Origin of the sequence: Terrihalobacillus insolitus (assembly GCF_028416575.1) — a bacterium.
GTDB classification, from domain to species: domain Bacteria; phylum Bacillota; class Bacilli; order Bacillales; family Amphibacillaceae; genus Terrihalobacillus; species Terrihalobacillus insolitus.
On the sequence record NZ_JAMQKB010000014.1, the window covers coordinates 42536 to 68268 of the forward strand.

Annotated in this window: 22 protein-coding genes, 1 pseudogene, 3 riboswitches and 1 other annotated feature; of the genes and pseudogenes, 2 read left to right on the forward strand and 21 right to left on the reverse strand. The window is 40.5% G+C overall.

The window, feature by feature from the left end; translation table 11 throughout:
• Position 1: 1 nt before the first annotated feature.
• The 12 genes from purN to NC797_RS12990 form a co-directional block, all read right to left on the reverse strand.
• Positions 2–604: a phosphoribosylglycinamide formyltransferase gene (gene purN, locus NC797_RS12935; RefSeq protein WP_272437210.1), complete on the reverse strand. Its 603-nt coding sequence runs from the start codon at positions 602–604 to the stop codon at positions 2–4.
• Positions 597–1625, reverse strand: coding sequence for a phosphoribosylformylglycinamidine cyclo-ligase (gene purM / locus NC797_RS12940; RefSeq protein ID WP_272437211.1), 1029 nt, complete (start codon positions 1623–1625; stop codon positions 597–599). Before purM ends, purN begins: the two co-directional genes overlap by 8 nt.
• A gap of 47 nt (positions 1626–1672) precedes the next feature.
• Positions 1673–3085, reverse strand: coding sequence for an amidophosphoribosyltransferase (purF, locus tag NC797_RS12945; RefSeq protein ID WP_272437212.1), 1413 nt, complete (start codon positions 3083–3085; stop codon positions 1673–1675).
• Positions 3070–5286, reverse strand: a complete 2217-nt coding sequence (purL, locus tag NC797_RS12950; protein WP_272437213.1) for a phosphoribosylformylglycinamidine synthase subunit PurL — start codon at positions 5284–5286, stop codon at positions 3070–3072. The genes purF and purL overlap by 16 nt, the downstream gene beginning before the upstream one ends.
• Positions 5270–5953 carry a phosphoribosylformylglycinamidine synthase subunit PurQ gene (gene purQ / locus NC797_RS12955; RefSeq protein WP_272437214.1) on the reverse strand — a complete coding sequence of 228 codons (684 nt, stop codon included), beginning with the start codon at positions 5951–5953 and terminating at the stop codon, positions 5270–5272. Before purQ ends, purL begins: the two co-directional genes overlap by 17 nt.
• On the reverse strand, positions 5950–6201 hold the full coding sequence (purS, locus tag NC797_RS12960) for a phosphoribosylformylglycinamidine synthase subunit PurS (RefSeq protein ID WP_272437215.1): 252 nt from the start codon (positions 6199–6201) through the stop codon (positions 5950–5952). The genes purQ and purS overlap by 4 nt, the downstream gene beginning before the upstream one ends.
• A 1-nt stretch (position 6202) precedes the next feature.
• Complete coding sequence (purC, locus tag NC797_RS12965) at positions 6203–6913, reverse strand: phosphoribosylaminoimidazolesuccinocarboxamide synthase (protein ID WP_272437216.1); 711 nt, start codon at positions 6911–6913, stop codon at positions 6203–6205.
• An 84-nt stretch (positions 6914–6997) separates the two neighbouring features.
• Positions 6998–8293: an adenylosuccinate lyase gene (purB, locus tag NC797_RS12970; RefSeq protein WP_272437217.1), complete on the reverse strand. Its 1296-nt coding sequence runs from the start codon at positions 8291–8293 to the stop codon at positions 6998–7000.
• A 53-nt stretch (positions 8294–8346) separates the two neighbouring features.
• Entirely contained in the window at positions 8347–9462 is a 1116-nt protein-coding gene (gene purK / locus NC797_RS12975) for a 5-(carboxyamino)imidazole ribonucleotide synthase (RefSeq protein ID WP_272437218.1), read from the reverse strand.
• The gene (gene purE / locus NC797_RS12980; RefSeq protein ID WP_272437219.1) at positions 9449–9931 is read right to left on the reverse strand and encodes a 5-(carboxyamino)imidazole ribonucleotide mutase; all 483 of its coding nucleotides are present in this window, start codon (positions 9929–9931) and stop codon (positions 9449–9451) included. Before purE ends, purK begins: the two co-directional genes overlap by 14 nt.
• Positions 9932–10065: 134 nt before the next feature.
• Positions 10066–10165, reverse strand: a riboswitch (purine riboswitch).
• Between the two features lie 88 nt (positions 10166–10253).
• On the reverse strand, positions 10254–10445 hold the full coding sequence (locus NC797_RS12985; RefSeq protein WP_272437220.1) for an NETI motif-containing protein: 192 nt from the start codon (positions 10443–10445) through the stop codon (positions 10254–10256).
• Positions 10438–11031, reverse strand: a complete 594-nt coding sequence (locus NC797_RS12990) for a DUF2179 domain-containing protein (RefSeq protein WP_272437235.1) — start codon at positions 11029–11031, stop codon at positions 10438–10440. The genes NC797_RS12985 and NC797_RS12990 overlap by 8 nt, the downstream gene beginning before the upstream one ends.
• Before the next feature lie 195 nt (positions 11032–11226).
• Here NC797_RS12990 and NC797_RS12995 point away from each other — a divergent pair, with 195 nt between their 5' ends.
• Complete coding sequence (locus NC797_RS12995; RefSeq protein WP_272437221.1) at positions 11227–11664, forward strand: Hsp20/alpha crystallin family protein; 438 nt, start codon at positions 11227–11229, stop codon at positions 11662–11664.
• Between the two features lie 26 nt (positions 11665–11690).
• Here NC797_RS12995 and NC797_RS13000 read toward each other — a convergent pair whose 3' ends face one another.
• The 9 genes from NC797_RS13000 to NC797_RS13040 all read right to left on the reverse strand — a co-directional run bounded on the left by NC797_RS13000 (position 11691) and on the right by NC797_RS13040 (position 25101).
• On the reverse strand, positions 11691–12935 hold the full coding sequence (locus tag NC797_RS13000) for a glutamate-5-semialdehyde dehydrogenase (RefSeq protein ID WP_272437222.1): 1245 nt from the start codon (positions 12933–12935) through the stop codon (positions 11691–11693).
• On the reverse strand, positions 12932–14056 hold the full coding sequence (gene proB, locus NC797_RS13005) for a glutamate 5-kinase (protein ID WP_272437223.1): 1125 nt from the start codon (positions 14054–14056) through the stop codon (positions 12932–12934). The genes NC797_RS13000 and proB overlap by 4 nt, the downstream gene beginning before the upstream one ends.
• A gap of 83 nt (positions 14057–14139) precedes the next feature.
• Positions 14140–14360, reverse strand: a binding site (T-box leader).
• Positions 14361–14409: 49 nt separating this feature from the next.
• Entirely contained in the window at positions 14410–15723 is a 1314-nt protein-coding gene (locus NC797_RS13010; RefSeq protein WP_272437224.1) for an NCS2 family permease, read from the reverse strand.
• A 102-nt stretch (positions 15724–15825) separates the two neighbouring features.
• A riboswitch (purine riboswitch) is annotated at positions 15826–15927 on the reverse strand.
• 249 nt (positions 15928–16176) lie between these two features.
• Positions 16177–17712, reverse strand: coding sequence for a glutamine-hydrolyzing GMP synthase (gene guaA, locus NC797_RS13015; protein ID WP_272437225.1), 1536 nt, complete (start codon positions 17710–17712; stop codon positions 16177–16179).
• 188 nt (positions 17713–17900) lie between these two features.
• A riboswitch (purine riboswitch) is annotated at positions 17901–18002 on the reverse strand.
• Between the two features lie 33 nt (positions 18003–18035).
• Positions 18036–20234, reverse strand: a complete 2199-nt coding sequence (locus NC797_RS13020; RefSeq protein WP_272437226.1) for a transglutaminase TgpA family protein — start codon at positions 20232–20234, stop codon at positions 18036–18038.
• Entirely contained in the window at positions 20234–21499 is a 1266-nt protein-coding gene (locus NC797_RS13025) for a DUF58 domain-containing protein (protein ID WP_272437227.1), read from the reverse strand. The genes NC797_RS13020 and NC797_RS13025 overlap by 1 nt, the downstream gene beginning before the upstream one ends.
• On the reverse strand, positions 21499–22461 hold the full coding sequence (locus NC797_RS13030; protein ID WP_272437228.1) for an AAA family ATPase: 963 nt from the start codon (positions 22459–22461) through the stop codon (positions 21499–21501). Before NC797_RS13030 ends, NC797_RS13025 begins: the two co-directional genes overlap by 1 nt.
• A 311-nt stretch (positions 22462–22772) precedes the next feature.
• The gene (locus NC797_RS13035) at positions 22773–23327 is read right to left on the reverse strand and encodes an NADPH-dependent FMN reductase (protein WP_272437229.1); all 555 of its coding nucleotides are present in this window, start codon (positions 23325–23327) and stop codon (positions 22773–22775) included.
• 1108 nt (positions 23328–24435) lie between these two features.
• Positions 24436–25101, reverse strand: coding sequence for a hypothetical protein (locus tag NC797_RS13040; RefSeq protein WP_272437230.1), 666 nt, complete (start codon positions 25099–25101; stop codon positions 24436–24438).
• A 289-nt stretch (positions 25102–25390) separates the two neighbouring features.
• On the opposite strand from NC797_RS13040, the pseudogene NC797_RS13045 reads away from it, so the two are divergent.
• Positions 25391–25733 (forward strand): annotated as a pseudogene (locus tag NC797_RS13045) (DDE-type integrase/transposase/recombinase); the annotation flags it as partial.

The window sequence follows — 25733 nt, forward strand, 5'->3', positions numbered from 1 at the left end:
GTCATTGTATGTCCTTCCCTTCTTTGTTGACGAAACTTTGAACAACCTCTTGAAGTACAATTGGATATAATCGATGTTCCATTTGCTGGATCCGTTCCTGTAGTGACTCCCTATCTTCTCCATCTTCCAATACGAGTGACTCTTGAGCAATAATTTCACCTGTGTCCATGCCCTCGTCCACGTAATGGATCGTAACACCACTTACTTTAACACCTGCGTCTAACGCTTGACCAATAGCATCTTTCCCTGGAAAAGCCGGGAGTAAGGATGGATGGATATTGAGTATTCGTCCGTTATACTCCGTCAGTAAAGTAGGACCGATCAGGCGCATGTATCCAGCTAAAACAATCCATTCCACTTCAGCCTGTTCCAATACTTCTACTATTTCTGTCTCATATAATTCTTTATTCGTATAACCCTTTGGATTAAAAACAAAGGTCGGGATCTCGAATGTGGTAGCTTTTGCAATAACTTTCGCTTCGGGGTTATCACAAACTAACATCGAAATTTCACAGTCCATCGTTCCTGCCTTGATTTCGTTTGCAATCGATTCAAAGTTACTTCCCGTACCTGAAGCAAAGACAGCGATCTTCGTTTTAGTCATCTGTCAGCTCCACCCCATTACGATCGACGACTTCTCCTATTACCGATGCTTTTTCACCTATTTGTTGAAGAAGTTCTAAGCACTGATCCGCATCCTCAGGTGAAACGACGAATACCATCCCAATTCCCATGTTAAATACACCAAGCATTTCGTCAAAAGAAAGGTTGGCACGTTCTGCTAGCACAGTATAAATAGCAGGGATTTCCCAGCTGTCTTTTTTCACTTTTACACCTAAATGTTCTGGTAATGCACGTGGGATATTTTCATAAAACCCACCACCTGTTATATGAGAAATCCCCTTTATTTCCATATGGCTCTTCACATGCTTTACGGATGAGGCATAAATTTTTGTCGGAGTTAGCAATGCTTCTCCGAGGGAACAATCTAATGGCTCGTACGTTTTTGTCCATTCAAGCTGATGTTCCTCAGCAATCTTCCTAACTAAAGAAAACCCGTTTGAATGTAAACCACCAGAGGCAAGCCCGATGATGACATCACCAGTAACGACCGAATCCCCAGTTATCAATTTTTTCTTGTCGGCAATTCCAACAACAAACCCCGCCAAATCATAATCTTCCACTTTATACATGCCGGGCATTTCTGCTGTCTCGCCGCCAATTAACGCACAACCAGCCTGTGCACAACCGTCGGCAATTCCCTTTACAATTTGTTCAATCTGTTCTGGTACATTTTTTCCACAAGCAATGTAATCAAGAAAAAAAAGAGGATCTGCTCCTTGTGCGATAATATCATTTACACACATTGCAACAAGATCTTGTCCAACTGTATCGTGACATTGCAGGTCAATTGCTAATTTCAGCTTTGTACCAACTCCATCCGTTCCTGATACTAATACTGGTTCTTCATAGGAAAAAGCTGAGAGATCAAACAATCCCGCAAATGCACCAACCCCGCCAATCACCTCAGGGCGGTTCGTTTTTTGGATATGCTTTTTCATTAAATCTACGGCACGATAGCCAGCATGGACATCGACACCAGCTTGTTTGTATATGTCACTCATATAACCGCTCCTTTTTCGTTAGCTCCAGCGCCCCCACGCTTTTGTTCTTACGCCTTGTTTGCCGGGTTCAACGTTTCCGGATAAATCTCAGTAGGGTAGTTTCCTGTAAAGCATGCCTGACAAACACCATGCTCTAACGTATCGGGTTGATCGACAATGGAATGTTCCAGGCCATCCGCGGAAAGATATGCAAGACTATCCGCTTGAATCAATTCTCGAATCGATTCAATTGTGTTATTTGAAGCGATTAATTCGCCTTTTGTAGATGTATCAATGCCGTAATAACAAGGATTCTCGATTGGCGGGGAAGCAATACGAACATGCACCTCTTTTGCCCCAGCTTCTTTAAGCAGACGAACAATACGTTTACTCGTTGTTCCTCTAACGATCGAATCATCTACCATGACGACACGCTTTCCTTCTACAATCCCCCGAACTGCGGACAGTTTCATCTTTACCCCTTGTTCCCTTAGTTCCTGTGAAGGCTGAATAAAGGTTCTTCCGACATAACGGTTTTTAATTAATCCTAATTCATATGGGATACCGGAAGCTTCTGAATAACCTATTGCTGCCGATATACTTGAATCTGGTACCCCTGTAACGACATCTGCTTCGACAGGTGCTTCTTTGAATAGTTCCTTTCCCATTTTTTTACGAGAAGCATGGACATTTACTCCATCCAAATTACTGTCTGGACGTGAAAAGTACACATATTCCATCGAACAAAGTGTCCGTTTAAGTGGGGAAGCAAATTGCCGAGATGTTAAGCCATTATCATCAATAATCAGGAGTTCACCTGGTTTAATTTCCCGTAAATAGGTGGCACCCGTTATATCAAACGCACACGTTTCAGATGAAATCACGTAAGCATTGCCTAATTTGCCGAGAGAAAGTGGGCGTAACCCCCTAGGATCCAATGCAACGAATAATTGGTTTTCGGTTAAAATCGTAAAAGCATAAGCGCCTTTGATCATACTTAATGCTTGAGATATAGCTTCGTCCATCTCAAGGTGTCCACTTCGTTTTATTAAATGGGCAAGCACCTCGGTATCCGATGTCGTTTGTAAAATGCTGCCCTGTGCCTCTAGTTGATGTTTTAACGCATACGCATTAACCAAATTTCCATTATGTGCTAATGCCATGCTTCCTTTTTGTGAACGAAATAACAGTGGTTGGACATTTTCATACCCACCACCTCCTTGTGTTGCATAGCGGGCATGCCCTACAGCGGCCGAGCCTTTCAAGCGAGAGAATTCGTTCTGTTGAAAGACATCGTTTATTAATCCATTCCCTTTATGGAGGTGGAGCATTTCCTTATCACTTGTAACGATTCCAGCACCTTCTTGTCCGCGATGCTGTAGCGCATGAAGTCCATAATACGTAACCTCTGCTGCCTTTTCATGACCCCATATCGCGAACACGCCACATTCTTCATTTAGCCCTTTTATTTCAGCAAGCATGGAATCGCTCCTTTCCACAATCCTTTTAAGTCTTGTGTCGGCTCCTTTATCACTATTTTATCTTCGGAGGTGATTTGGTAGTTTCCATCTATCGTCACGTTGCCTAAATAGAAAACGTCCTCTACCATTTGTTCAAATGTTACTCTATCCTGTTGCTTTACGGATACGAGAAAGCGAGATTGTGATTCACTAAAAAGCTGAACAGTTAGATCATTCGTTACTGCTACATTACAGCCAAATTCTTTATCAAACAGACTTTCTGCCAATGCAACAGCCAAACCACCTTCTGAAATGTCGTGTGCAGAAGCAATGATCCCCTGTTGTATAGCATGAAGCAACTGTTGTTGACGTCTTGCTTCCACATCTAGATCAATTGAAGGTGCTTTGCCAAAATACTCCCCTTCTAGCATACTTTGCAGTTCGCTGCCTCCAAATTCTACACTTGCTTCACCGATCACGTAGATGGCATCCCCGGCTTCTTGAAAAAAGGATGGAGTGATGTGAGCAAGTGACTCTATTAATCCAACCATGCCTACTATTGGTGTCGGAAAGATCGCCTTCCCACTTGATTCATTGTATAAGGATACATTTCCACTAATCACAGGTGTATCGAGTTGTCGAGACGCCGCGCACATACCATCAACACTTTTTTCCATTTGCCAAAAGTTCTCTGGTTTATCTGGATTGCCAAAATTAAGTCCGTCTGTTAATGCTAGCGGCTTTCCTCCAGAACACACAATATTTCTCGCAGCTTCAGCAACAGCTATCTTTCCACCCGTTTCTGGATCTAAATACATATATCTGGAATTACAATCTGTTGTCATAGCAAGTGCCTTATCCGTGCCACGGACACGTATAACAGCAGCATCGGATCCAGGTGTCACAACCGTATTCGCTTGAACCATTGAATCATACTGGTCATACACCCATTCTTTGCTCGCGATCGTCGGTTGCTGTAGCAAAGCTTTTAGAACTTCTGAGGCATTGTCCACATTAGGTTCGTACTGATCCATATTTTGAAAATGATCAAAATACTCCGGTACATTGGATGGTTTATGGTAGACAGGCGCGTCCTCTGCCAAGGAATCTACAGGAACATCGGCTACAACCTGCCCATTATGCAGTAAGCGAAATGCTTTGTCTTCTGTAACTCGACCTACAGCAACAGCCTGGAGACCATACTTTTCAAACACTTGGATAATTTCTTGTTCCTGACCCTTCTTAACGACTAAAAGCATTCTTTCCTGCGATTCGGAGAGCATTAGTTCATATGGTGTCATGTCTAACTCACGTTGTGGAACCAAATCCAAATTAAGCTCAAGCCCTGTCCCTGCTTTGCTAGCCATTTCACTTGCAGAAGAGGTTAAGCCTGCTGCACCCATGTCCTGCATACCAACAAGCGCCTCAGAATGGATCACTTCTAAACACGCTTCAATCAACAGTTTTTCCATAAATGGATCCCCTACTTGTACGGAAGGACGTTTGCTATCTGTATCCTCGGAAAGGTCTTCTGAGGCAAAAGTAGCCCCATGAATCCCGTCTCTTCCGGTAGGTGCGCCAGCATAGATGACTGTGTTGCCCACACCTTCTGCAATACCTTTTTTTATATCCTTTTGATCAATCAGTCCCACACACATCGCATTTACGAGTGGATTCCCATCGTAACATGCGTCAAATTGGATTTCTCCACCAACAGTCGGAACCCCTACACAATTGCCATACCCTGCAATACCATCGACAATCCCTTCAAATAAATATTTCACTCTACTAGATGTTAGATTGCCGAAACGCAGGGAGTTTAACAATGCAATCGGACGTGCCCCCATCGAAAAAACGTCTCGAATGATTCCACCAACTCCAGTAGCTGCACCTTGGTACGGTTCAACAGCTGAAGGATGATTATGACTTTCTATTTTAAAAACGACCGCTTGCCCGTCCCCTATATCGATAACACCTGCACCTTCCCCAGGTCCTTGGAGCACGTGAGGAGCTTTTGTCGGAAACTTTTTCAGCAACGGTTTTGACGTTTTATAGCTACAATGCTCTGACCACATAACTGAAAAAATCCCTGTTTCCGTGAAATTTGGTTTTCTTCCTAATACTTTCGTAATATAGGTATATTCACTATCCGTTAAGCCCATTTCACGGTATACCTTTTCCTGTTCGATTGTTTCAGGTGAGATGTCAAGCGCCTGCAACATAGGTTTCCCTCCAATTGTTTACAATAGATTGAAACAGTTTGATTCCGTCGTCACTGCCGAGTATTGCATCGCTTGCCCGTTCTGGGTGAGGCATCATTCCCAATACATTTCCATCCTTATTGACAATTCCAGCGATATCCCCGATCGAGCCATTCGGATTATTCTCATATGTGAAAACAATTTGGTTGTTTGATTGTAGCTGCTGATAGGTGGTATCATCACAAAAATAGTTCCCTTCGCCATGAGCAATCGGCAGTGTAATTGTTTCGAGTGCCGCATATTCAGAAGTAAATAATGTTTGATTATTCTGTACAATGAGGCCCTCTTGGTGACACATGAATTTTAACCGCTCATTTCGAAGCATCGCGCCTGGGAGTAGTTGTGCTTCAAGAAGAACTTGAAAACCATTGCACACCCCTAAAATTGGCGTACCGTTACTTGCTTCAGTCTTTATTTGATCCATAATATGGGATGTAGATGCAATCGCACCAGACCGCAAATAGTCTCCATAAGAAAATCCACCAGGCAATAGTATCGCATCATAGTTTGCTAAATTTGCGTCTTGATACCATACGAAGTCCGCTTCCTCCCCTAAAGCATCTTTAACTGCATAGTACATATCCCGATCACAATTTGACCCTGGAAAAACGACTACGGCAAATTTCACTGGACGATGCCCTCCTCCACGATATACGTGTAATCTTCAATTACTGGATTTGCTAATAATTTGGTGCACATTTCTTCTATTTGTTGTTCAACATTGGCATCGTCTTCCACGATTAATTCCATGTATTTCCCAACCCGTGCTTGTTTAACAGCAGTGTAGCCTAGTGTATGCAACGATTCCTGAACCGCTTTCCCTTGAGGATCCAGCACACCTTGTTTTAACGTAATATATAAATTTATTTTCTTCATTCTAAATTTCCTCCAGTCGTGCCAAAATTTTGTTGTACACGTCCATCAGATCGCCCAAATCCTCACGAAATACATCTTTATCCATTTTTTCTCCTGTATCTACATCCCAAAGTCTACATGTATCGGGGGAAATTTCATCAGAGAGAACGATTTGACCATCTACTGTTCTACCAAATTCAAGCTTGAAATCAACGAGCGAGAGATTCACCAAGTAAAAGAAATCAGCGAGGTGCTCCCCAATTGCGACGGCGGTTTCCTTTATCATCTGTAGCTCTTCTTTTGTTACGTCGGTGAGCAGGAGTGCATGATCATCATTTACTAATGGATCATCAAGCACATCATCTTTAAAGAAGAGCTCTACAAGAGGCGGTATAAATGGTGTTTTTTCTTTTATTGGAAGTCTTCTCGTAATACTTCCTGCCGCAATCCTTCGTACGACAACCTCCAAAGGAATGATCGTCGTTTTTTTCACAAGCTGTTCTGTTTCATTCAATCCCTTTTCAAAATGGGTTGGGATTCCCTTTTCATGTAAATAATTAAAAATTTTCGCCGATATGAGGTTATTGTATCTCCCTTTCCCCACAAAACTTTCCTTTTTTTTGCCGTTAAAAGCTGTCGCATCATTTTTATAAGATAGAATCAGCTTTTCTTCCTCGCCGACAACGTTGAAAACTTGTTTAGCCTTACCCTCATAGAGAAGATTCCCCTTCATGTCCTCCGCCCTTTCATTCCATTTGGATAATAAGATACTAAATCGCCGCCATCACAAGACCACAAGCAATTCCAATACGTACACTTATGAAAGTCCAATTTTGTCAAAAATCTGGTCGACGTTTTTTAAATGGTACGTGTAGTCAAAGCAGTCTGCGATTTGATCGGCGGATAATACCGTTGTGATCTTTTCTTCTGCTTCGATTCGTTCACGAAACGGAACGCCATTTTCCCATGCCTTCATTGCATTTGGTTGGACAAGATCATACGCTTCTTCTCTACTCATCCCTTGATCAATTAAGGAAAGAAGGACACGCTGAGAAAAAATAACGCCGTGCGTCTTATCGATGTTGCGCTTCATATTTTCAGGGAAAACCGTTAAATTCTTCACGATATTTGCGAATCGATTGAGCATGTAGTTCAATGCAATCGTTGAATCTGGTAAAATAATTCGTTCTGCTGAAGAATGAGAAATATCACGCTCGTGCCAAAGAGAGACATTTTCATAGGCCGTTACCATATGGCCACGGACCACCCGTGCTATTCCAGTCATATTTTCGGAGCCAATCGGGTTTCGTTTATGCGGCATCGCTGACGAACCTTTTTGACCTTTAGCGAAAAATTCTTCCACTTCTCTCGTTTCTGTCTTTTGTAATCCACGGATTTCGGTTGCAAATTTTTCGATCGAGCTTGCGATTAATGCAAGTGTCCCAACATATTGAGCATGACGGTCACGCTGTAGTGTTTGAGTGGAGACTGGTGCAGCTGATAAGCCCAATTTTTCACATACATAACGCTCCACAAACGGGTCTATGTTCGCATATGTTCCGACAGCTCCAGAAAGTTTACCCGTTTCAATCGTGTTGGCTGCTGCGTCAAATCTTTCTAGATTACGCTTCATTTCCTCATACCAAAGTGCTAATTTCAGACCAAATGTTGTCGGCTCAGCATGGACACCATGTGTTCTACCCATCATGACTGTGTGTTGATGTTCCTTTGCCTTTGTTGCTAATATGTCAATGAATCGTTGAATATCATTACGAATAATCGTGTTCGCTTGTTTGAGCAGGTAGGATAAAGCAGTGTCCACAACGTCGGTTGAGGTAAGTCCGTAGTGAACCCACTTTTTCTCTTCCCCAAGTGTCTCGGAAACAGCTCGAGTGAAGGCAACAACATCATGCCTTGTATCTTGCTCAATCTGATGAATTCGATTGACGTCAAAAGTTGCGTGTTCACGAAGTTTATGAACGTCCTCCTTTGGAATAATCCCCAGCTCACTCCACGCTTCACATGCTAATAGTTCAACCTCTAGCCATGCCTGAAAACGATTGTCTTCTGTCCAAATGGCCCCCATCTCTTCTCGTGTATAACGTTCGATCATGATTATCCTCCTAGTATCTTAGTGCGTGTTCAAGTGCGTGTTCAACATCCTCTTCAAGAAAAAATTTGTTTGTCCCGTTGAATATCTGCTATAGATGCACCGATAAACGTGACATGACCCATTTTTCTTTTTGGCTTGATCTCTTTTTTTCCGTATACATGAATATGTCCACTTGTGGATGCTTGGATCCTTGCTAAATAGTCTTCCACATCTTCTCCTAATAGATTGACCATACATGCAGCCCCATGGGAGTGGATTTCGATTAAAGGAAGACCGCAAATCGCTCTTATGTGCTGTTCAAACTGTGATACATTACAGCATTCAATCGTAAAATGTCCTGAATTGTGTGGCCGTGGCGCCATTTCGTTCATATATATATCTTCCCCATGAACAAACATTTCAATTGCAAACGTACCAATTACATCTATTCCATCGGCAATCGCTCTCGCTGCAGCTAACACCTTTTCTTTCACCTGTGCGGATACACGAGCAGGAGCGATTGTTGTGTGTAATATGTGATCTTTGTGTGCGTTTTCTGCAAGTGGAAAAAAAGTAATATCACCTGAATGAGATCTCGTAAATACGACCGATACTTCCTTGTCAAAGCTTAACCATTTTTCAAGCACACATCTTCCATGCTTTTCAACAAAAACAATAGCTTCTAACAAATCATCCTCGGATTCTAGCTTCATTTGTCCTTTTCCGTCATATCCACCTCGACACGTTTTCACTACTGCTGGATACTCTATCTTGGTGATCGCCTCATGCAGCTCTTTCTCATTGTGAACGATGGAAAAGGGAGCAACAGGTAAACCGTTAGCTACCATGCTCTTTTTTTCATTTTCCCGATCCTGTGTGATCTCTAATAATCTGTAGCCTTGGGGCAATACGTTTTGTTTTTCCAATAAGTGTGCTGCTGCAACGTCAACATTTTCAAATTCATAGGTAATAACGTCACTTAAATCGGCGAGCAGTTGAATTCCATTCCTATCGTGATAGGGTGCTTCAACATGATGATCTGCAATCTGGGCTGCTGGGCAATCAGGGGTTGGATCAAGCACAGCAATCCGATATCCCATATGCTTTGCGGCCGTTGCCATCATTCTACCAAGCTGACCCCCGCCTAAGATGCCAATTGTTTGTCCAGGTAAAATGTTATTTGGTTGCAAGTTGCTCCCTCATTTCTCCCACTTTTTCTGTTAATTCTCGTTTATATCGTTCTAATTTTTGTGCTACATCCTTATCCCATGTGCCAAGTATTTGTGCTGATAAAAGTCCTGCATTTTGAGCTCCTGCTTTTCCGATTGCAACCGTTGCAACTGGAACGCCGCTGGGCATTTGCACAATCGATAAAAGCGAGTCAATTCCATCTAATTTCGATTGTACAGGAACACCAATAACAGGCAATGTTGTTTTTGACGCAATCATGCCTGGTAGGTGTGCCGCTCCGCCTGCCCCTGCAATGATTACTTTCAACCCTCTATCTCTAGCAGATTCTGCATAAGCAAACATGTCGTCTGGTGTACGGTGAGCAGAAATGACTTCCTTTTCATAAGAGATTTCCAATTGATCTAATAGGTCGCAAGCATGTTTCATTGTATCCCAATCCGATATGCTTCCCATAATAATGCCAATCATGCTAAATGTCCCCCTTTTTAAACAACCTCTTTTACTTGTTAACACACAAAAGCCCATTCATTTTCTCCCCATAAGAGAAGATGAATGGGCTAAAAATCGTCCAGTTCACATACGTATCCCGTAGTCTTTAACGGAATACGTTCATCCTCCCTCATAGTCCATCATTTACGGTAATGGGTAGAAACGATCGGGCCATATTCCCGAAATTATATGAGGTATATCTATTTTTCCTTTTGTCTATTTACATGATAACAAGGATTCGTTTTCAATGTCAACGCATTTTTCGAACAATAGAATATTTAATTAAATTAATGTTCGTATTTTAGTTGCGAATAGTATCAAAAATGATGCTTTTGCCGATCGGCGTAACTGTTTTTTCTCCATTTTCATCTATTTCTTTAAAAATTGGTTCCTCCATTTTACGGACGGGACGATATCCCTCTTTTTCTATTCTGTCCAAACACTGATCAATCGTTTCGTTAGCCTGTAATACAAATCTTTTTTTGTTACTCACCTTGTTGTCCTGGTTGCGATTGGACTGCTTCTTTTGCCTTTTTGCCACTTTTAATACGTCCCCTTCTTACCTGTTTCACCCAGAAGCCACCATGTATTTGTTTCGGTTCATATGCAATAATAAATGCCTTAGGGTCTAATTCACGGATTGTATCATATAAAAGAAGTTCATATTTTCTAGGTGTTAGAATTTGCATGGCTAGTCGATCGCCTTCCATTCCGTATGCAAACCAACTTGTCACACCATACCCTTTATCCCGAAGTTTCCTAGTAAATTCGATGTTCGGATCAGACGATATAACATTGACCGTTATATACCCAAGCGCCAATTTTTCCTCTATTTTCGATCCAACCACGACCCCAATGCCAAAGCCAAGCGCATACGCTACAATGTTCTCAATTTCGTTTAAATTATCTAACACTAACCCCAGTCCAAGTATATAGACCGTTATTTCAAAGACACTTACAACTGCAGCAGTATAGCGTCTTCCTTTCAATGTTAAAATCATTCGAATTGTATTAAATGCAACATATGTAACGTTCACAAGCAGGATTATCGTAATCATGACAACCGTATTATCCAGCAATTCAATCCCCCCACAAATTTCTTCTGTACGACCATTAAGTGTGAACTGTAAAAGTAATAGGAGTTTCACCCAGGTTAACACTCTTACATACACTATTTTAACCAAGTAGAAGGACTAAAAGAAATTCCATCTATATGTTAGCTAGTTTACTACTGCCAGGTAATCAGCGCAAATTAGGAAAGGAGCATGATAAAAATGGATCCATTTCGTAACATGGGAGACTGGAAGAAAAATTTAGATCACTTTTTTGGCGATCGTTTTTGGAATGAATTTGAAGGGATAATGAAGCCAACCATCCCTCAGATGAATATCTATCAAAAGGAAAATGAGCTATTTTGTATAGTCAACATCCCAGGGTTAAATGATTTAGACAATGTTCATGTATATGTGGATCATGCCACTCTTGAATTAAAAGGTGTCATTAACATCGATCATGTTGGAGGACACATCGTAACCGAGGAAATATTGCAAGGCTCCTTTGAAAGAAAAATGGACCTTCCTTTTCCTGTTCGTGACGACAAAATTAACGCTACTTATGGTCACGGGTTACTTGTGATTCACCTGCACCGACTTGTTACAAATAAAAAAAATAAAAACCGCTTGGAAATTCGTAATTTAGAGGATGAGGAGTAGCGGTTCATTACCCCCATCCTCTTTATCTATTTTATCTGCCCTGTTCCACGGATGATATACTTCATGGATGTTAGGGCAGGTAACCCCATTGGACCTCGTGCGTGCAGTTTCTGTGTACTAATGCCAATCTCTGCGCCAAACCCAAATTCAAATCCATCTGTAAAGCGAGTAGAAGCGTTGTGGTAAAGTGCAGCAGCATCCACTTGTTTAAAAAATGCAGCCACATTCTCTTCGTTTTCTGTAATAATTGCTTCAGAGTGTTTCGATCCATATGTTTGAATATGGTTTATTGCTTCTTCTAAACGATCAACCACTCGAATTGCGACAATTAAATCCAGATATTCTGTTTTCCAATCTTCTTTTGATGCAGGAAGTAAACTGTGATCTAATTGTCTCGCTTTTTCATTCGCTCTAATTTCAACATTCTTTTCCTTCAACGCTTGAACCAACGCACCAAAGTGTTTGTTAGCCCAATCTTTATGAATGAGAATCGTTTCAGTTGAGTTACATACGGACGGGCGTTGTGTTTTGGCATTTACCGCAATTTCTACCGCCATCTTATGATCTGCATGATCGTCAATATAAATATGGCAGTTTCCAACACCAGTTTCAAGCACAGGTACAGTTGCATTTTTAACGACCGTTTTAATTAATTCCGCTCCACCACGAGGAATGATGACGTCCAAACACTCATTAAGTTGGAGCATTTTGGTTACAGTTTCTCTACTTGTATCCTCCAATAATTGAACAGAGTCCGTTGGTAATTCGCTTATTTCAAGCGCACGGTGAATAACATCTATAATTGCTTTGTTGGAATGGAGCGCAGATGAACTTCCTCGTAGCAAAGATGTGTTACCTGTTTTCAAACAAAGGCTAGACGCATCTACCGTAACGTTTGGTCTTGCTTCGTAAATCATCCCGATGACCCCAAGTGGTACCCTGATTTTTTCAATTTGCAGACCATTGGGACGTTCCCAGCCTTCAAGTATTTCCCCCACCGGATCAGGTAGATCCGCTACTTGGTGAAGCCCTTCTGCCATGTCCTTCATGCGCTCTTCTGTTAGCCTTAAACGGTCAAGTAGATGATCACCAATCCCGTTGGCTCTCCCTGCGGCTAAATCCTTTTTGTTCTCAGTTAAAATAAATGCTGTCTCCTCTAGTAGTTGTGCAGCTATTAGCTTTAGGGCGTCATTCTTTTGTTCCGTTGTACATACCGCAAGCCTTGTTGCTAGTTCACTAGCTCTCTGTGCTTTCTCAACTAACTCACTCATTTTAACATTCTCTCCTTTGTTAACGTTACCCAATTGTTGCGATGAATAACTTCTGCACGATCACGCTTTGTTTTGACTTTCGCCTCTTGGTTAGAATAGCCTTTAATCAAAGCAAGTTCTTCCGCTGTGAAATTAATTTGTCCTTTTCCAATCAGATCTCCTTTTTCACTCCAAACTTCAACTACATCGCCACTTTCAAATGTCCCACTTAACGCCTTAACACCAGATGGCAATAGGCTTTTTCCATTGATTAAGACTGCACACTCAGCACCTGCATCAATTACAATTCGACCTGCAACATTCGAGTGGATCCCAATCCATTGCTTTTTATTCTTTACCGAAGCATTAATGGAATAGCCAATATATGTGCCATCCCCTTTTCCTGAAGCAATATCAAGTAACTTGTTTGTTCCTTCTCCCTTTCCAATAAAAGCTTGAACTCCAATGGAAAGGGCTGTTTTGACAGCTTCAAGCTTTGAACGCATCCCACCTGTCCCTACCTTCGAGCCCGCTTTTCCAGCAATAGCTAAAAGATCATCCGTGATTTCTGGTAAAAAAGTATATTTTTTTGCTTGTGAATGTTTATGTGGGATTCCATCATACAGTCCATTAATATCCGTTAGAATAATAAGAAAATCAGCATGGGTAAGCCCACTTACTAAAGCGGAAAGCATATCGTTATCACCGAAAGTTAATTCGTCCACTGCGATGGAGTCATTTTCATTAATAATCGGTAATACGCCACGCTTTAAAAGTTCAGTTAATGTTGAGTACGCATTATTGTATTGATCCTGTTGTGAGAAATTTTGCCGTGTAAGTAAAAGTTGTGCAGTTACAATTCCTTCCAACTGAAAATATTCGTAGTACTTTTGCATGAGGAGTCCCTGCCCAACTGCTGCTGCCGCTTGTTTACCAGCAAGTGTAACAGGTCTTGTTCGATAGCCTAAAACAGGAAACCCTGCAGCAACCGCGCCAGAGGATATGAGAATCACCTCATCCCCCTGCTTTGTCAGTTTAGAAATAGCTGTAACGTGTTCCTTGATCTTTTCCGTACAAAGGCTACCGTCTGAATTCGTTAATGAGCTACTCCCAATTTTTACAACAATTCTCTGTTTTGCCACCTCGCTCCTCCTCTTTTTATGGTTATAGTACGATAACCCACATGACTTTAACGACAAAATAAAAACTCCTCCATCCTTCTTTACCAAAGGACGGAAGAGTTGTATCCGCGGTACCACCTTTTTTGCAGCTTAACTGTAATAAGCCGCCTTCTTTCAGCCCGTAACGAGGGGGGGGACGGCTAGATTTCGCTAGCAGCTCAGGGGGTAGGTTCTATCTGTTAGTGGTGGCAGAGCCTTTCAGCCTATGGGCTCCACTCTCTTATACACATATACCAAATATACTGATCCCCATCAATGCCTTCATCTTTTCTTGAAACATATTATAAGTTTACCTGCTTCATTCGTCAACCTCTTTAAATTAAGAAGAGAAAATATAAAATAAATATAACAAAAAGCAGCCACATAATAGGGTTAATTTCTTTCGCCTTGCCTTTGACAACCATCGTAACTGGATAAAAAACAAATCCTATCGCAATCCCCGTAGCTATACTGTACGCTAATGGCATTGTAATAATCGTTAAAAAAGCAGGAACAGCAATCTCAAATTTATCCCATTCAATTTCTTTTAGAGTAGTACACATCAATACACCGACAATGATGAGCGCCGGCGCAGTAACCTCAGAAGTAACCATTCCTAGAAGTGGTGAGAAGAACAACGCAAGAATGAACAACCCAGCCGTAACTACTGCAGTAAACCCAGAACGTCCCCCTGCACTAACCCCTGTAGTAGATTCAACATATGATGTCGTTGTCGAGGTACCTAAAGCCGCACCGACAACAGTTGCTGCAGAATCAGAAAAAAGCGCCTTGCCTGCACGCGGAAGCTTATTGTCTCTCATTAAACCTGCTTTTGATGCAACAGCCACTAACGTGCCAGCCGTGTCAAAGAAATCTACAAATAGAAAAGTAAGAATAACAACGAGCATTTGACCCGTAAAGATATCTCCAAAGTGAACAAACGCTTGACCAAAAGTAGGCCCAAGACTTGGAACACTGCCCACAATATCATTTAACCCTGATGGAGGTTGAATCAACCCAGCAATTATTCCAGCGATTACTGTTACAATCATTCCATAAAACACGCCACCTTTAATGTCTAAAGCAAGAAGAATAACGGTAACAAAAATCCCAAATATAGCCAGTAGCGTCGGTCCCGCCGAAAGATCACCTAAACCTACTAATGTCGCATCGTTTCCAACGATAATTCCAGAGTTCTGAAAACCAATAAAAGCGATAAACAACCCAATCCCAGCACCAACAGCCATTTTTAAGTTTGCTGGAATAGCATTTATAATGGTTTCACGAATACCAGTTAACGTCAAAATGATAAAAATAAGTCCAGAAGCTAACACACCCGCTAAAGCCGTTTCCCAAGGAATTCCCCAACCTAACACAACAGTATAGGAGAAAAATGCGTTTAATCCCATTCCAGGAGCAAGTGCAACCGGATATTTCGCAAGCAGCCCCATAATCAGAGTACCAACCGCGGCAGCAAGTGCAGTAGCAGTAAACACAGCGCCTGCAGGCATTCCAGTTGCTCCATCAGCCGCCAACGTAATTGGATTGACAAATAAAATGTATGCCATCGCTAAAAACGTTGTTAACCCTGCAGTAAACTCTGTACGGTAATTTGTTCCAAGTTCTTCAAATTTGAAAAACTTTTTCATTTGATGATTCCTCCCCTATTTTCGTCGCAAAGAAAAGCACTCTGGGCCAAAGGCCTAGAGTGCTACCAGACAACTATACTGAAAATTGCAATCCAAATAATCGCTATTGCAATTCACCAGCGTAGTCAGACCATTTACGGTAGTCTGGTAGAAACTTATGGGCCTTATCCCCAAAATTATACGACGGTTTTTATTCAATTTAATAATCCTATAAAGTACATTCTTATCATACTAGTGACCAAAGCACTAGTCAAGTAAAAAACGAATATTTTTTTATAAATTAATATAAATGTTCGTTAAATGTGTGTTCTAGATGGAACATACACTTTAAATGCGTGTTCAATAAGTCAACGAAGCCTAGCTAATGTCTGACACGTCCTGTATCTAACACCGGATCAGCCCGTTGTGAGATGCACCACTTATCATTTGGTACCTTTCACCATCCGCATGAAACTATTCCCATTCAATCGTTGCAGGTGGCTTACTTGTTACATCGTAAACAACGCGATTAATTCTCTCTACTTCATTTACAAGTCTAGTAGATACCTTTTCTAATACGTCCCAAGGAATACGCGCCCAATCAGATGTCATCCCGTCGATCGACGTAACCGCGCGAATGCCGATCGTGTAGTCATAGGTACGCGCATCACCCATCACACCGACACTTCGGATATTCGGTAATACCGTAAAATACTGCCAAATATCTCTATCCAAGCCAGCAGTCTTAATTTCTTCTCTTAGGATCGCATCTGATTCCCGAACGATTTCTAATTTCTCTTCGGTTACCTCACCAAGCACACGGATAGCAAGCCCTGGGCCTGGGAACGGCTGCCTCCAAACCATTTCTTCAGGTATTCCAAGCTCCACACCTAACATTCTTACCTCGTCTTTAAATAGTGTATTCAACGGTTCGATCAACTCAAATTGCATGTTTTCTGGAAGACCACCAACATTGTGGTGTGACTTTATTGTTTGAGCTGTTTCCGTTCCACTTTCGACGATATCCGTATAAAGTGTCCCTTGTGCGAGAAACTCAATTCCCTGCAGCTTGTCCGCCTCATCATCAAAAACATAGATAAATTCATTTCCAATGATTTTCCGCTTTTGTTCTGGATCGGATACACCTTTTAGTTTTCCGAGGAAGCGATCCTTTGCATTTACTTTTACAATGTTTATCTGGAACTCATCACGGAATGTTTCCATTACCATATCTGCTTCATTTTTGCGAAGTAATCCATGATCTACAAAAATACACGTTAACTGGTCCCCAATCGCCTTGTGCATTAGAACAGCGACAACAGATGAATCAACACCACCACTAAGGGCACAAAGAACTTTTTTATCGCCCACTTTAGAGCGAATTTTTTCTACTTCTATATCGATGAAGTTCTCCATCGTCCAATTACCATCACATTGGCAAATATCAAACACAAACTGCTTTAATAGTGGATTTCCAAATTCGGTATGCCTTACCTCAGGATGAAACTGAACACCATACATTCGTTTTTCAGGATGACTTATGGAAGCAATAGGGGTAGACGAGCTTGTTGCATCAATATGAAAACCATTAGGTGGTTCCATAATCTTATCACCATGACTCATCCAGACAACCTGTGACTCCGGTGTACCCTCAAACAATACCGAACCATTGGTTACTTGAATTTCTGCCTTACCATATTCCCGATCCAGAGCCCTTCTAACGTTTCCTCCAAAATGTTGCGTCATTAGCTGCATGCCATAACAAATGCCTAGGATCGGAATACCTAGATCAAAAATGGCCTGATCGCAACGAAAGCTGTTTTCATCATACACACTATGCGGACCGCCCGATAAAATAATTCCCTTTGGATTCATTTCTGTGATTTCATCAACCGTTAACTGGTGGGAATGAAGTTCACTATAGACGCCAAACTCCCTTATTCTTCTCGTAATTAATTGATTATATTGGCTGCCAAAGTCTAGTACAAGGATCATCTCATTCTGTTCCATATCATCATCTCCCAAATCTAGTAATATCATTGGATTTTATAAACAAAGCATGTATTAAAATTTTAAAAACTTTCATGTAAAGACCAAAATAACTATTTTCTTAAGAGCCAATCGACTCGATTTATAAATTACGAAAATACAAAAAATGGATTTCTACCGTCAAAAAGAAGGCAGAAATCCAATCGTTTTCATCCGATTTCCACCTTCATAGTCAAAGTATTTACGGTACTTTGGTAGAGACTCCTGACCCTTATTATCAGGTATATATGAAGGAAAAGGTCTATATGAATAGTTTTTATTCTATCAACCAGATTAGCAGAAGGTCAAGACAATGCATGCTTGATTAAATTTTGCCACAATTGCATAAGCATATGACGCTCTTTGTCATCATTTCCCTTACTATAAATAGTACGCTCATAATGATATGTTAATCTGCTCATTTCATTTGTTAGAAACCGTCGATCAACGTCTGTGGCAAACTCTCTCAACGTCTGTTCTTCCCTGCGTTTTAATCCTTTATGATCTAATACCTTTAACAAGTAGTGATACGCATCCTGGAAAGAAGTAAAACCTTTCTGCTTTTGATACTTTTTCAATAAAAAAGCAGACATTAAATTGTATCGTTTTAAATAAATACCAAGTACTAAACTGAATAGAATAACACCTACAAGTACCCATAGCCACCAGTTTTTAAGGAAATTAGACGATTGACTCTCAGTTTCTTTGCTACCTGTATCCTCCATCTCTAATCCTTGATTTGGTTTTTCTGGAGTGTCCTGATTACCAAGCGTCGGTTCCGCCTCTGGACTTGTTGTTTCATCATCCTCTCCTGGATTCGAATTCTCAACAAATTCCATCGGGTTCGAAAAGCCTTGCGTAGGCTCGAACGGAACCCACCCTACATTAGGGAAGTATACTTCCACCCAGGAATGGGCATTTGCGTTCGTGATTTGGTATACATTCCTATCCCCGCTTGCTTCTTGCACTTTCTCCCCACTTGTAAAACCTTTCACCCATCTTGTCGGAATACCAATTGACCTTAGCATTATAGCCATTGAAGTAGAATAATTGTTGCAATAACCAATTTTTGTCTCAAATAGAAATTGATCAACGTAGTCCTGGTCAGCTGATGGAAATGGAACTCCTTCAAGCGAATATTCAAATCCGTTTTGATTGAAATACTGTTCGACTGCCTTTGCTTTTTCATACCTTGTATCCTCATCCTTCACCACTTGCATGGTAAGCTCCTTCACCCTTTGCGGCAGAGATTCTGGAAGTTGCAAATATTGATTTCTAATTGGCTCAGGATCTGGACCGTTTGCTTCTAACAACTGATCAATTGAAAATGTCGGATTTTCAAACGTTAATCTGTAATTGTATAAACCACTTTGCTGATCGCCCTGTATCGAAACGGCTTCCGAAGTAGCATCGAATAACATTTCAACATCGTTTGATCCTTGTACACTTTCTATTCCATAAGGATAGACAAGCTTATAAAAAAAGGATTCTGGTTCAAAACCAATGACCGCCTCTGACTTCTCGGTCTCAACGTTTTCAGAAAACGTTTCAAGTGGAATTCTACCATTTTGCAATCCTTGTAAATTCTCTCTTCTGGATTGTTTCCAGCCTTTCCCTGTATATATATCCTTCGTCTCAATTCTCCAATATTGCTCCTCTTTCGTAACCGCCTGAAAGACTGGGGTTGTATCCTGTTGGAGAGAACCACCAAGCCTTGAGTCATCCTCGCCATAACCTATTTTTTGCGTTACGGATCCTCCTACCCCACCGCTCCCTGCGTTTTCCGCAGTACTTTTTATAAATGGGACAGGGTCAGGCCATTGTGGGGCAAGCTTTGGTGCGGCATAACCAACAACACTGGAAAATAAGATCATGGCCACGAGCGGCAATACCCATGCTGGAGACCTTTTTATCCAATTCAAAGAAAGTGTTTCATGATCCATTTCTTTAATAAAGGTAGAAATCCCCATAGCCAAAAGGGACACAACAAACGTTCGCACAATAGCCGCATCTCCATCATAAGTTGTGAATGTATCTAGCACAGTTAAATAAACGAATGTTAATAGAACGAACAAAAATACACGTTTCGCCACAACAAACCAATAATGTAATAGATAACTCATCAACCATAGCAGAATTAAAAATAAGAAACTGCGAAACATGGGCGTCATGTCGCCCCATTGCTGGCTCGTAATTATGTCAAGATTGTATATCAAGTGTTGATAAATGAGTAGAAACCATTCTTTACTAAATAGTGCTTCTTGGATAAACAATCCGTCTAAAATATATACAAGTCCGACAAGTTTTAATGGTACAGAAAGCCACCACGAAAGATTTAGCATTGAAACAAAGAAGCAAAATCCAGCGAACAGAACAAACAACGGAATGTTACTCGTATCCGTAATCTCTGCTAATGGTCTTAGCCACTCCGTAAATAAAATAAATCCACATAAATATACAAGCATATGGTAGACATGATATGGTTGATTAAACATCTTCCCCATTACGTGTTCACCTCAAATTTCCGCTTCATTAGCTGCTCCTCGGTAATCAAATTTACGATCACACCGCCTAAGGAAAGCTCTTGCATCATTCGTTTATCTACTTCGGTTATAGTAGAAGCTGGTTTAACGAAAAACAGTATGACTCTTTTACTTTTTAACCTTAATCGTTTGACCGTTTGTGTTACTTTTTCATTGAAATTGGTTAACACAATGATCATAACGAATCCATCAGACAGCTTCTGCATTTCGGTTTCCAGTTGTTCAGGAAAAGCAGTGGCCTTGCCTGGTCGAACCGTTGCCAAAAACCGGTTAACCGCCCCATGTTTTGCTGGATCTTGATGGTATGGGAAAAACGCCTTTTTACTCCCAATTGACATAAATGCAAGCTGTGTTGTAGACGTTTTTAATGCACCAAATATCGACGTGGCTAATTCAACACTGGCCTCATACGATAATGGATTCAAACCATGGTAAAAAACAGAATCCAACACAAACAAAACATCCGTACTTTTCTCTTGTTCGTATTCCTTAGTCATGACCGCATTTTTTCTAGCAGTCGTTTTCCAATCAATCAAAGAAAAACGGTCCCCGGGTGCGTATTCCCTCACACCTGATACGACATTCGTCGTTCTTGCATGTGTTTGAAAAGAAGACGTGACCCCTTCCTCAAAGCTACTTACTTTATCTTTCAATTTTATCTCACGCTTAAATGGATAGGCCAGCACGTGATTGGTAAGATCAAATTGATGTTCCTTTTTAATAAATCCAAAAAAGTCCCCCGTTTTTACCTTTATTGCGTGAAAATGATGCTCTCCACGGGGGATTTGACTTAAGGAATAGTGGAATTTGATTGTCCGACTGAACCACGGAAAAGCAATCTTTTTAACGATTCTTTGCTCGAGTAATGCATCAGGACGATCCATATGCTTGAATTTATCTATATGTGTATCCTTGCGATGAAGTGAGGCAGGTACTACTTCCTCCATAATGCAGTAATAGATAGGGAATGGAACCTTTCTATTTATAAAAATATCAACACGAACACTATCTCCTGCCTGGATCACTCGTTTCGAAAGCTTTCTTTCTATCTTCCACCTGGAGATTGGATAAAACAAAAGGAGAATCATATAGAATTGAACAGGTACAAAGCTGTAAAATAAAAACCAACTTACAAAGCCACCTTGAAACATCGCATATGCGAATAAGACAAAAAACAAAAGGAGAACATAAAGTAATGTAAAGGTGAATTTAATTCTACCTTTCATTAACGGAAATCCTTTCTTACTGGTATCGATAATTTGTCGACTATTTCGCGGATAATGGAATCATTCGTTGCTCCTTCAAAGTTTGCCTCTGAGGTAAGGATGATACGGTGAGAAAGAACATAAGGAGCTAAAAATTTCACATCATCTGGTAAAACATAATCACGATCATGAATAAATGCATATGCTTTTGCAGCCTTCATCATTGCGATGGATCCACGCGGGCTTACTCCTAAATAAATAAGTGGATGGCTTCTCGTGGAAGTAACTAGGTCTACAATATAACGCTTCACGTTTTGTTCGATGTACACTTCTTTCACTTGCTCTTGAACCCCAATAAGTTCTTCCTTGGTCATTACCGCGTCAATGCTTTGAATCGGATGCTGCTTCGACGTTTTGTCTAGCATTTTTATTTCATCGTTGGCATTTGGATAACCCATTTTAAGCTTTAATAAAAATCGATCCAATTGGGCTTCTGGCAATGGATATGTCCCTTCATATTCAATCGGATTTTGTGTTGCCATTACAAAAAACGGTTGTTTTAAAGGGATCGTCGCACCATCGACCGTGACACTCATTTCCTCCATTCCTTCTAGCAATGAAGATTGGGTTTTTGGAGAAGTCCGATTAATTTCATCAGCAAGGACAATATTACCAAATATCGGGCCCGCCCGAAATTCAAATTCCATTTCCTTTGGGTTATAAATGGATACACCCGTCACATCTGATGGTAAAAGGTCAGGAGTAAACTGAATCCGTTTGAAATCACAATCTAGTGATTTTGCAATCGTACGAACAAGCATCGTCTTCCCGACACCTGGAACATCCTCTAACAAAACGTGACCACCAGCTAATAAAGCAACGAGGCTTAAGGTAGCAGGTTCCTCTTTCCCTACCATTACTTGATTAATATTTTTTAAGACTTGACTTATTTTGGAGTTGTACAAGAACGTTTGTTGCGCCATTTATTGAATACTCCTCCCAATTTTGTGTAGTTTTATTTTATCATGATTTTCAGAAAAACTCGACACTCGTCACATCTTATAACAAACCAATCGCACACATCGAGAACAAATTCAAACCAGAGAAGGGTGTGCTATTACTACAACTTATTTTGCCTCGAATAAGCCATTTCTCGGATATATACATTCTATACAACTATACTACAATTGGAATGGTAAAATACAGGACAATGGATTGGGAAAGAAGGAATATAGTGGAATTAATTAAAATAGAAACCACAAAGGAAATTGCTCCTCTGTGGTTTTTGTTCCTTTTATCTAAGTGTCTTTAAAACTTTGCTCCATGCAATCACTTGATCAAACATATTGTTAACTGCATCCAAATGATGGTCACCAGGTTTGAAAACACTGAAGTTTTCAAAATCGGTAAAGAGCGATAGGGCTACTTGTGAACGGACATCGGCTACCTGTAGTTCACCCATAATGAGTCGCAAGTTTTCTACTGCACGTACTCCACCAGTGCTGCCAACTCCAACAAAGCCAGCCGCTTTATTATTCCACTCTTTATATAGGAAATCAATCGCATTCTTTAATGCACCACTTACCGCATGGTTATACTCCGGAGTGACAAAAATAAATCCATCGAATGTATCAATTTTAGCGGCCCATCTTTTCGTATGTTCATTTGCATACTGCCCCATTGAAGGTGGCATCGCTTCATCCAATAAAGGGAGATTGTAATCTGCGATGTCAACCAGTTCATATTCCGCTTCATCATTTCGTTGTTGTGCAAGGTCATAAATCCACTTTGCAACAGCTTCTGAATTCCGACCAGGCCTGGTACTACCTAATATAATTCCTATTTTCATTCATACTCCTCCTTATTTTTCATTCATTATATTTTTAACAAATATAAATTCTGTATGCACGTAATATACTCAGGGATGTATGGTACGATCATTTTCTAGAGATAGGCTTCCATTGACCACTCCCCCGTTGAAGGTATGGTCACAGTGACGACCCGAATTTTGTCGATTGTTTAAAAGCTAGGGAGCATTGGAGCGGTTGTTGTGGATGACGACGTGATAAACGTGGAAACGCTTTACAAAAACACAAAGTAGCTGAGAGGTCAGTTAGTAATTACTAGAACTTCTCCTTTCAAAACAGAACGACAGTATGGTGAACCATCGCCATCTAGATTGTTCAAAATAATATGGTACGGTAATTAGCTATTATGGACTTAAATCGAGAATTTAAACTACATTCATTAAGACATACACATTACTTCTTTCAGAGGCTGGCGTACACTCGAATAAACTATGGACAGACTTGGCCATCAGATGATCAAACCTCAAAAATGTACAATACTTCCACGTCACCCATAAAGTGAAAAAAAGAAGCTCCCCGAAAGTTTCATCAACTTATGAGAAGCCTCCATTAGAATCCTCATTTCACTCAGAAAATCTTATATATCAATGGCTGGAGGACATAATTACATCATGCCTTCGTAAGATTAAATTAGTCAACACCTAGTAATGAGGGTATTATAAGCATACTCATATCATATTCTACTACTCTTAACACCTTTCAACCTTCGACAAATTTCGGGGCGTCACTGTGACAAAACTAAGGAAACGGTGGACTGTATCTTTTTTAGGGGCATCCTGTATGCGGTCAGAATCAAGGATGCGATAAAGGTTCTTGCCATGCAAGACAAGCGAGAAAATAAACTGGAGAAGAAACATTGGAGAAAATCCATCTTCTTTTCGAATGTTCGATTGATTTAATAGTGTCCCTAGTTTATTTTTCTTAAAAAAATGTGAAATATAAGAATGAGCCTCGTTTTTGGATTCAGAATCTGGTAAAATAGTAGCCATAAATACATCCCTTTCTGGTTATGGTTGTGCTAACTATATTTTACCAAATTGGGATGTATTTTTGTGTGTTTTTTTAATATTATTTCTGGGGAGACCTCAGTTATATCAAGGGATTACAAATGGTTTTTAGCTGCGAAAGTTGAGGAAGCATGTATTTCCATTTGTTTTCTTCACAAATATCGAATACCCCTTCACATGTGTAAAGACTATCCCCTAGTATACAGATGGGCAATCGCTTGAATATCTTCTTTAGTTTCTCTGCCAACCTGTAGAAAGCCTTCAATTCGCAATCCTGTTTTTTCACATCTTCCGATTCGTTTTCAATAAACTCAGAAGCAATGCTTAAAACCATGTCTCCCACTACCAATTTTGCTTCTAGTACGTGATGCATATAAACTGTTTTCTTCACTTCACCATTTTCGTCTCTATATTCCCGGCGCAAGCAGTGTTCACAATGCTTTTCGTCAAAACTAAACAGCCCTGTGCCATCAATAATGACACCCCAATATTTTTCATTTATTCGATACTTTTCTAGGGATCTTTTCTTTAACAATTCTTTGATCATGTATGTTCTGATTTTCTCTAGCTCTTTCGAATCTAGGGCCGATAAAAAATCGTTGATTGTATCATAATTAGGAAGCTCTACAAGAGTTTTTTTGCCCAAAACCTTTTTTACATTTTCAATGCATTCATCCCGGTTAAAACTCTCTGTCATGCCTCGCATACTCTTCATGTTAAACAGATTTTTTAAAATTGGTGCTAACAAGAGAACATCCGTATCGTAGGTAATATAACTTTGATTCCTTGGATCTTTGACCTGAAGCAGTAGTTTATTAAGATCTTTAAAAAATGTTTATTGTTTTTCATTAACTCGAAAAAATACTTCGCTTCTTTTTCGAGTTCCCTTTTTTCTTTTCTATTCATATTAAAATTAATCCCCCTGAAAATGTTGATATAATAGTGCTTTTCTATCTTAATTATACCATTTTTCCCAACTAGACTAGGGGATTATAGACTGATTTTAGCACGAAAAATTTTTACTCTTCAGAGCTGCCTACGCTGATTTACCACCGACACAAATTGTCCCGAAACTGGCGGACAAAGGCATATACCTTGCATCCGAATCCACGTACTACCGTGTATTACGGGAAGAAAAAATGCAACATCACCGAGGTCGCAGTCAAAAGCCGACGAAAAGAATACCAGAAACGCATCTCGCTACGGAACCTAACCAAGTATGGACATGGGATATTACATGGCTTGGTGGACCTGTGAAAGGTTTATTCTATCGACTCTATTTAATTATCGATCTGTTTAGTAGAAAAGTAGTTGGATGGGAAGTATGGGAAACAGAAGAGGCAAAGTATGCGAAGGCGCTTGTAAAAAAAGCAGTCATCA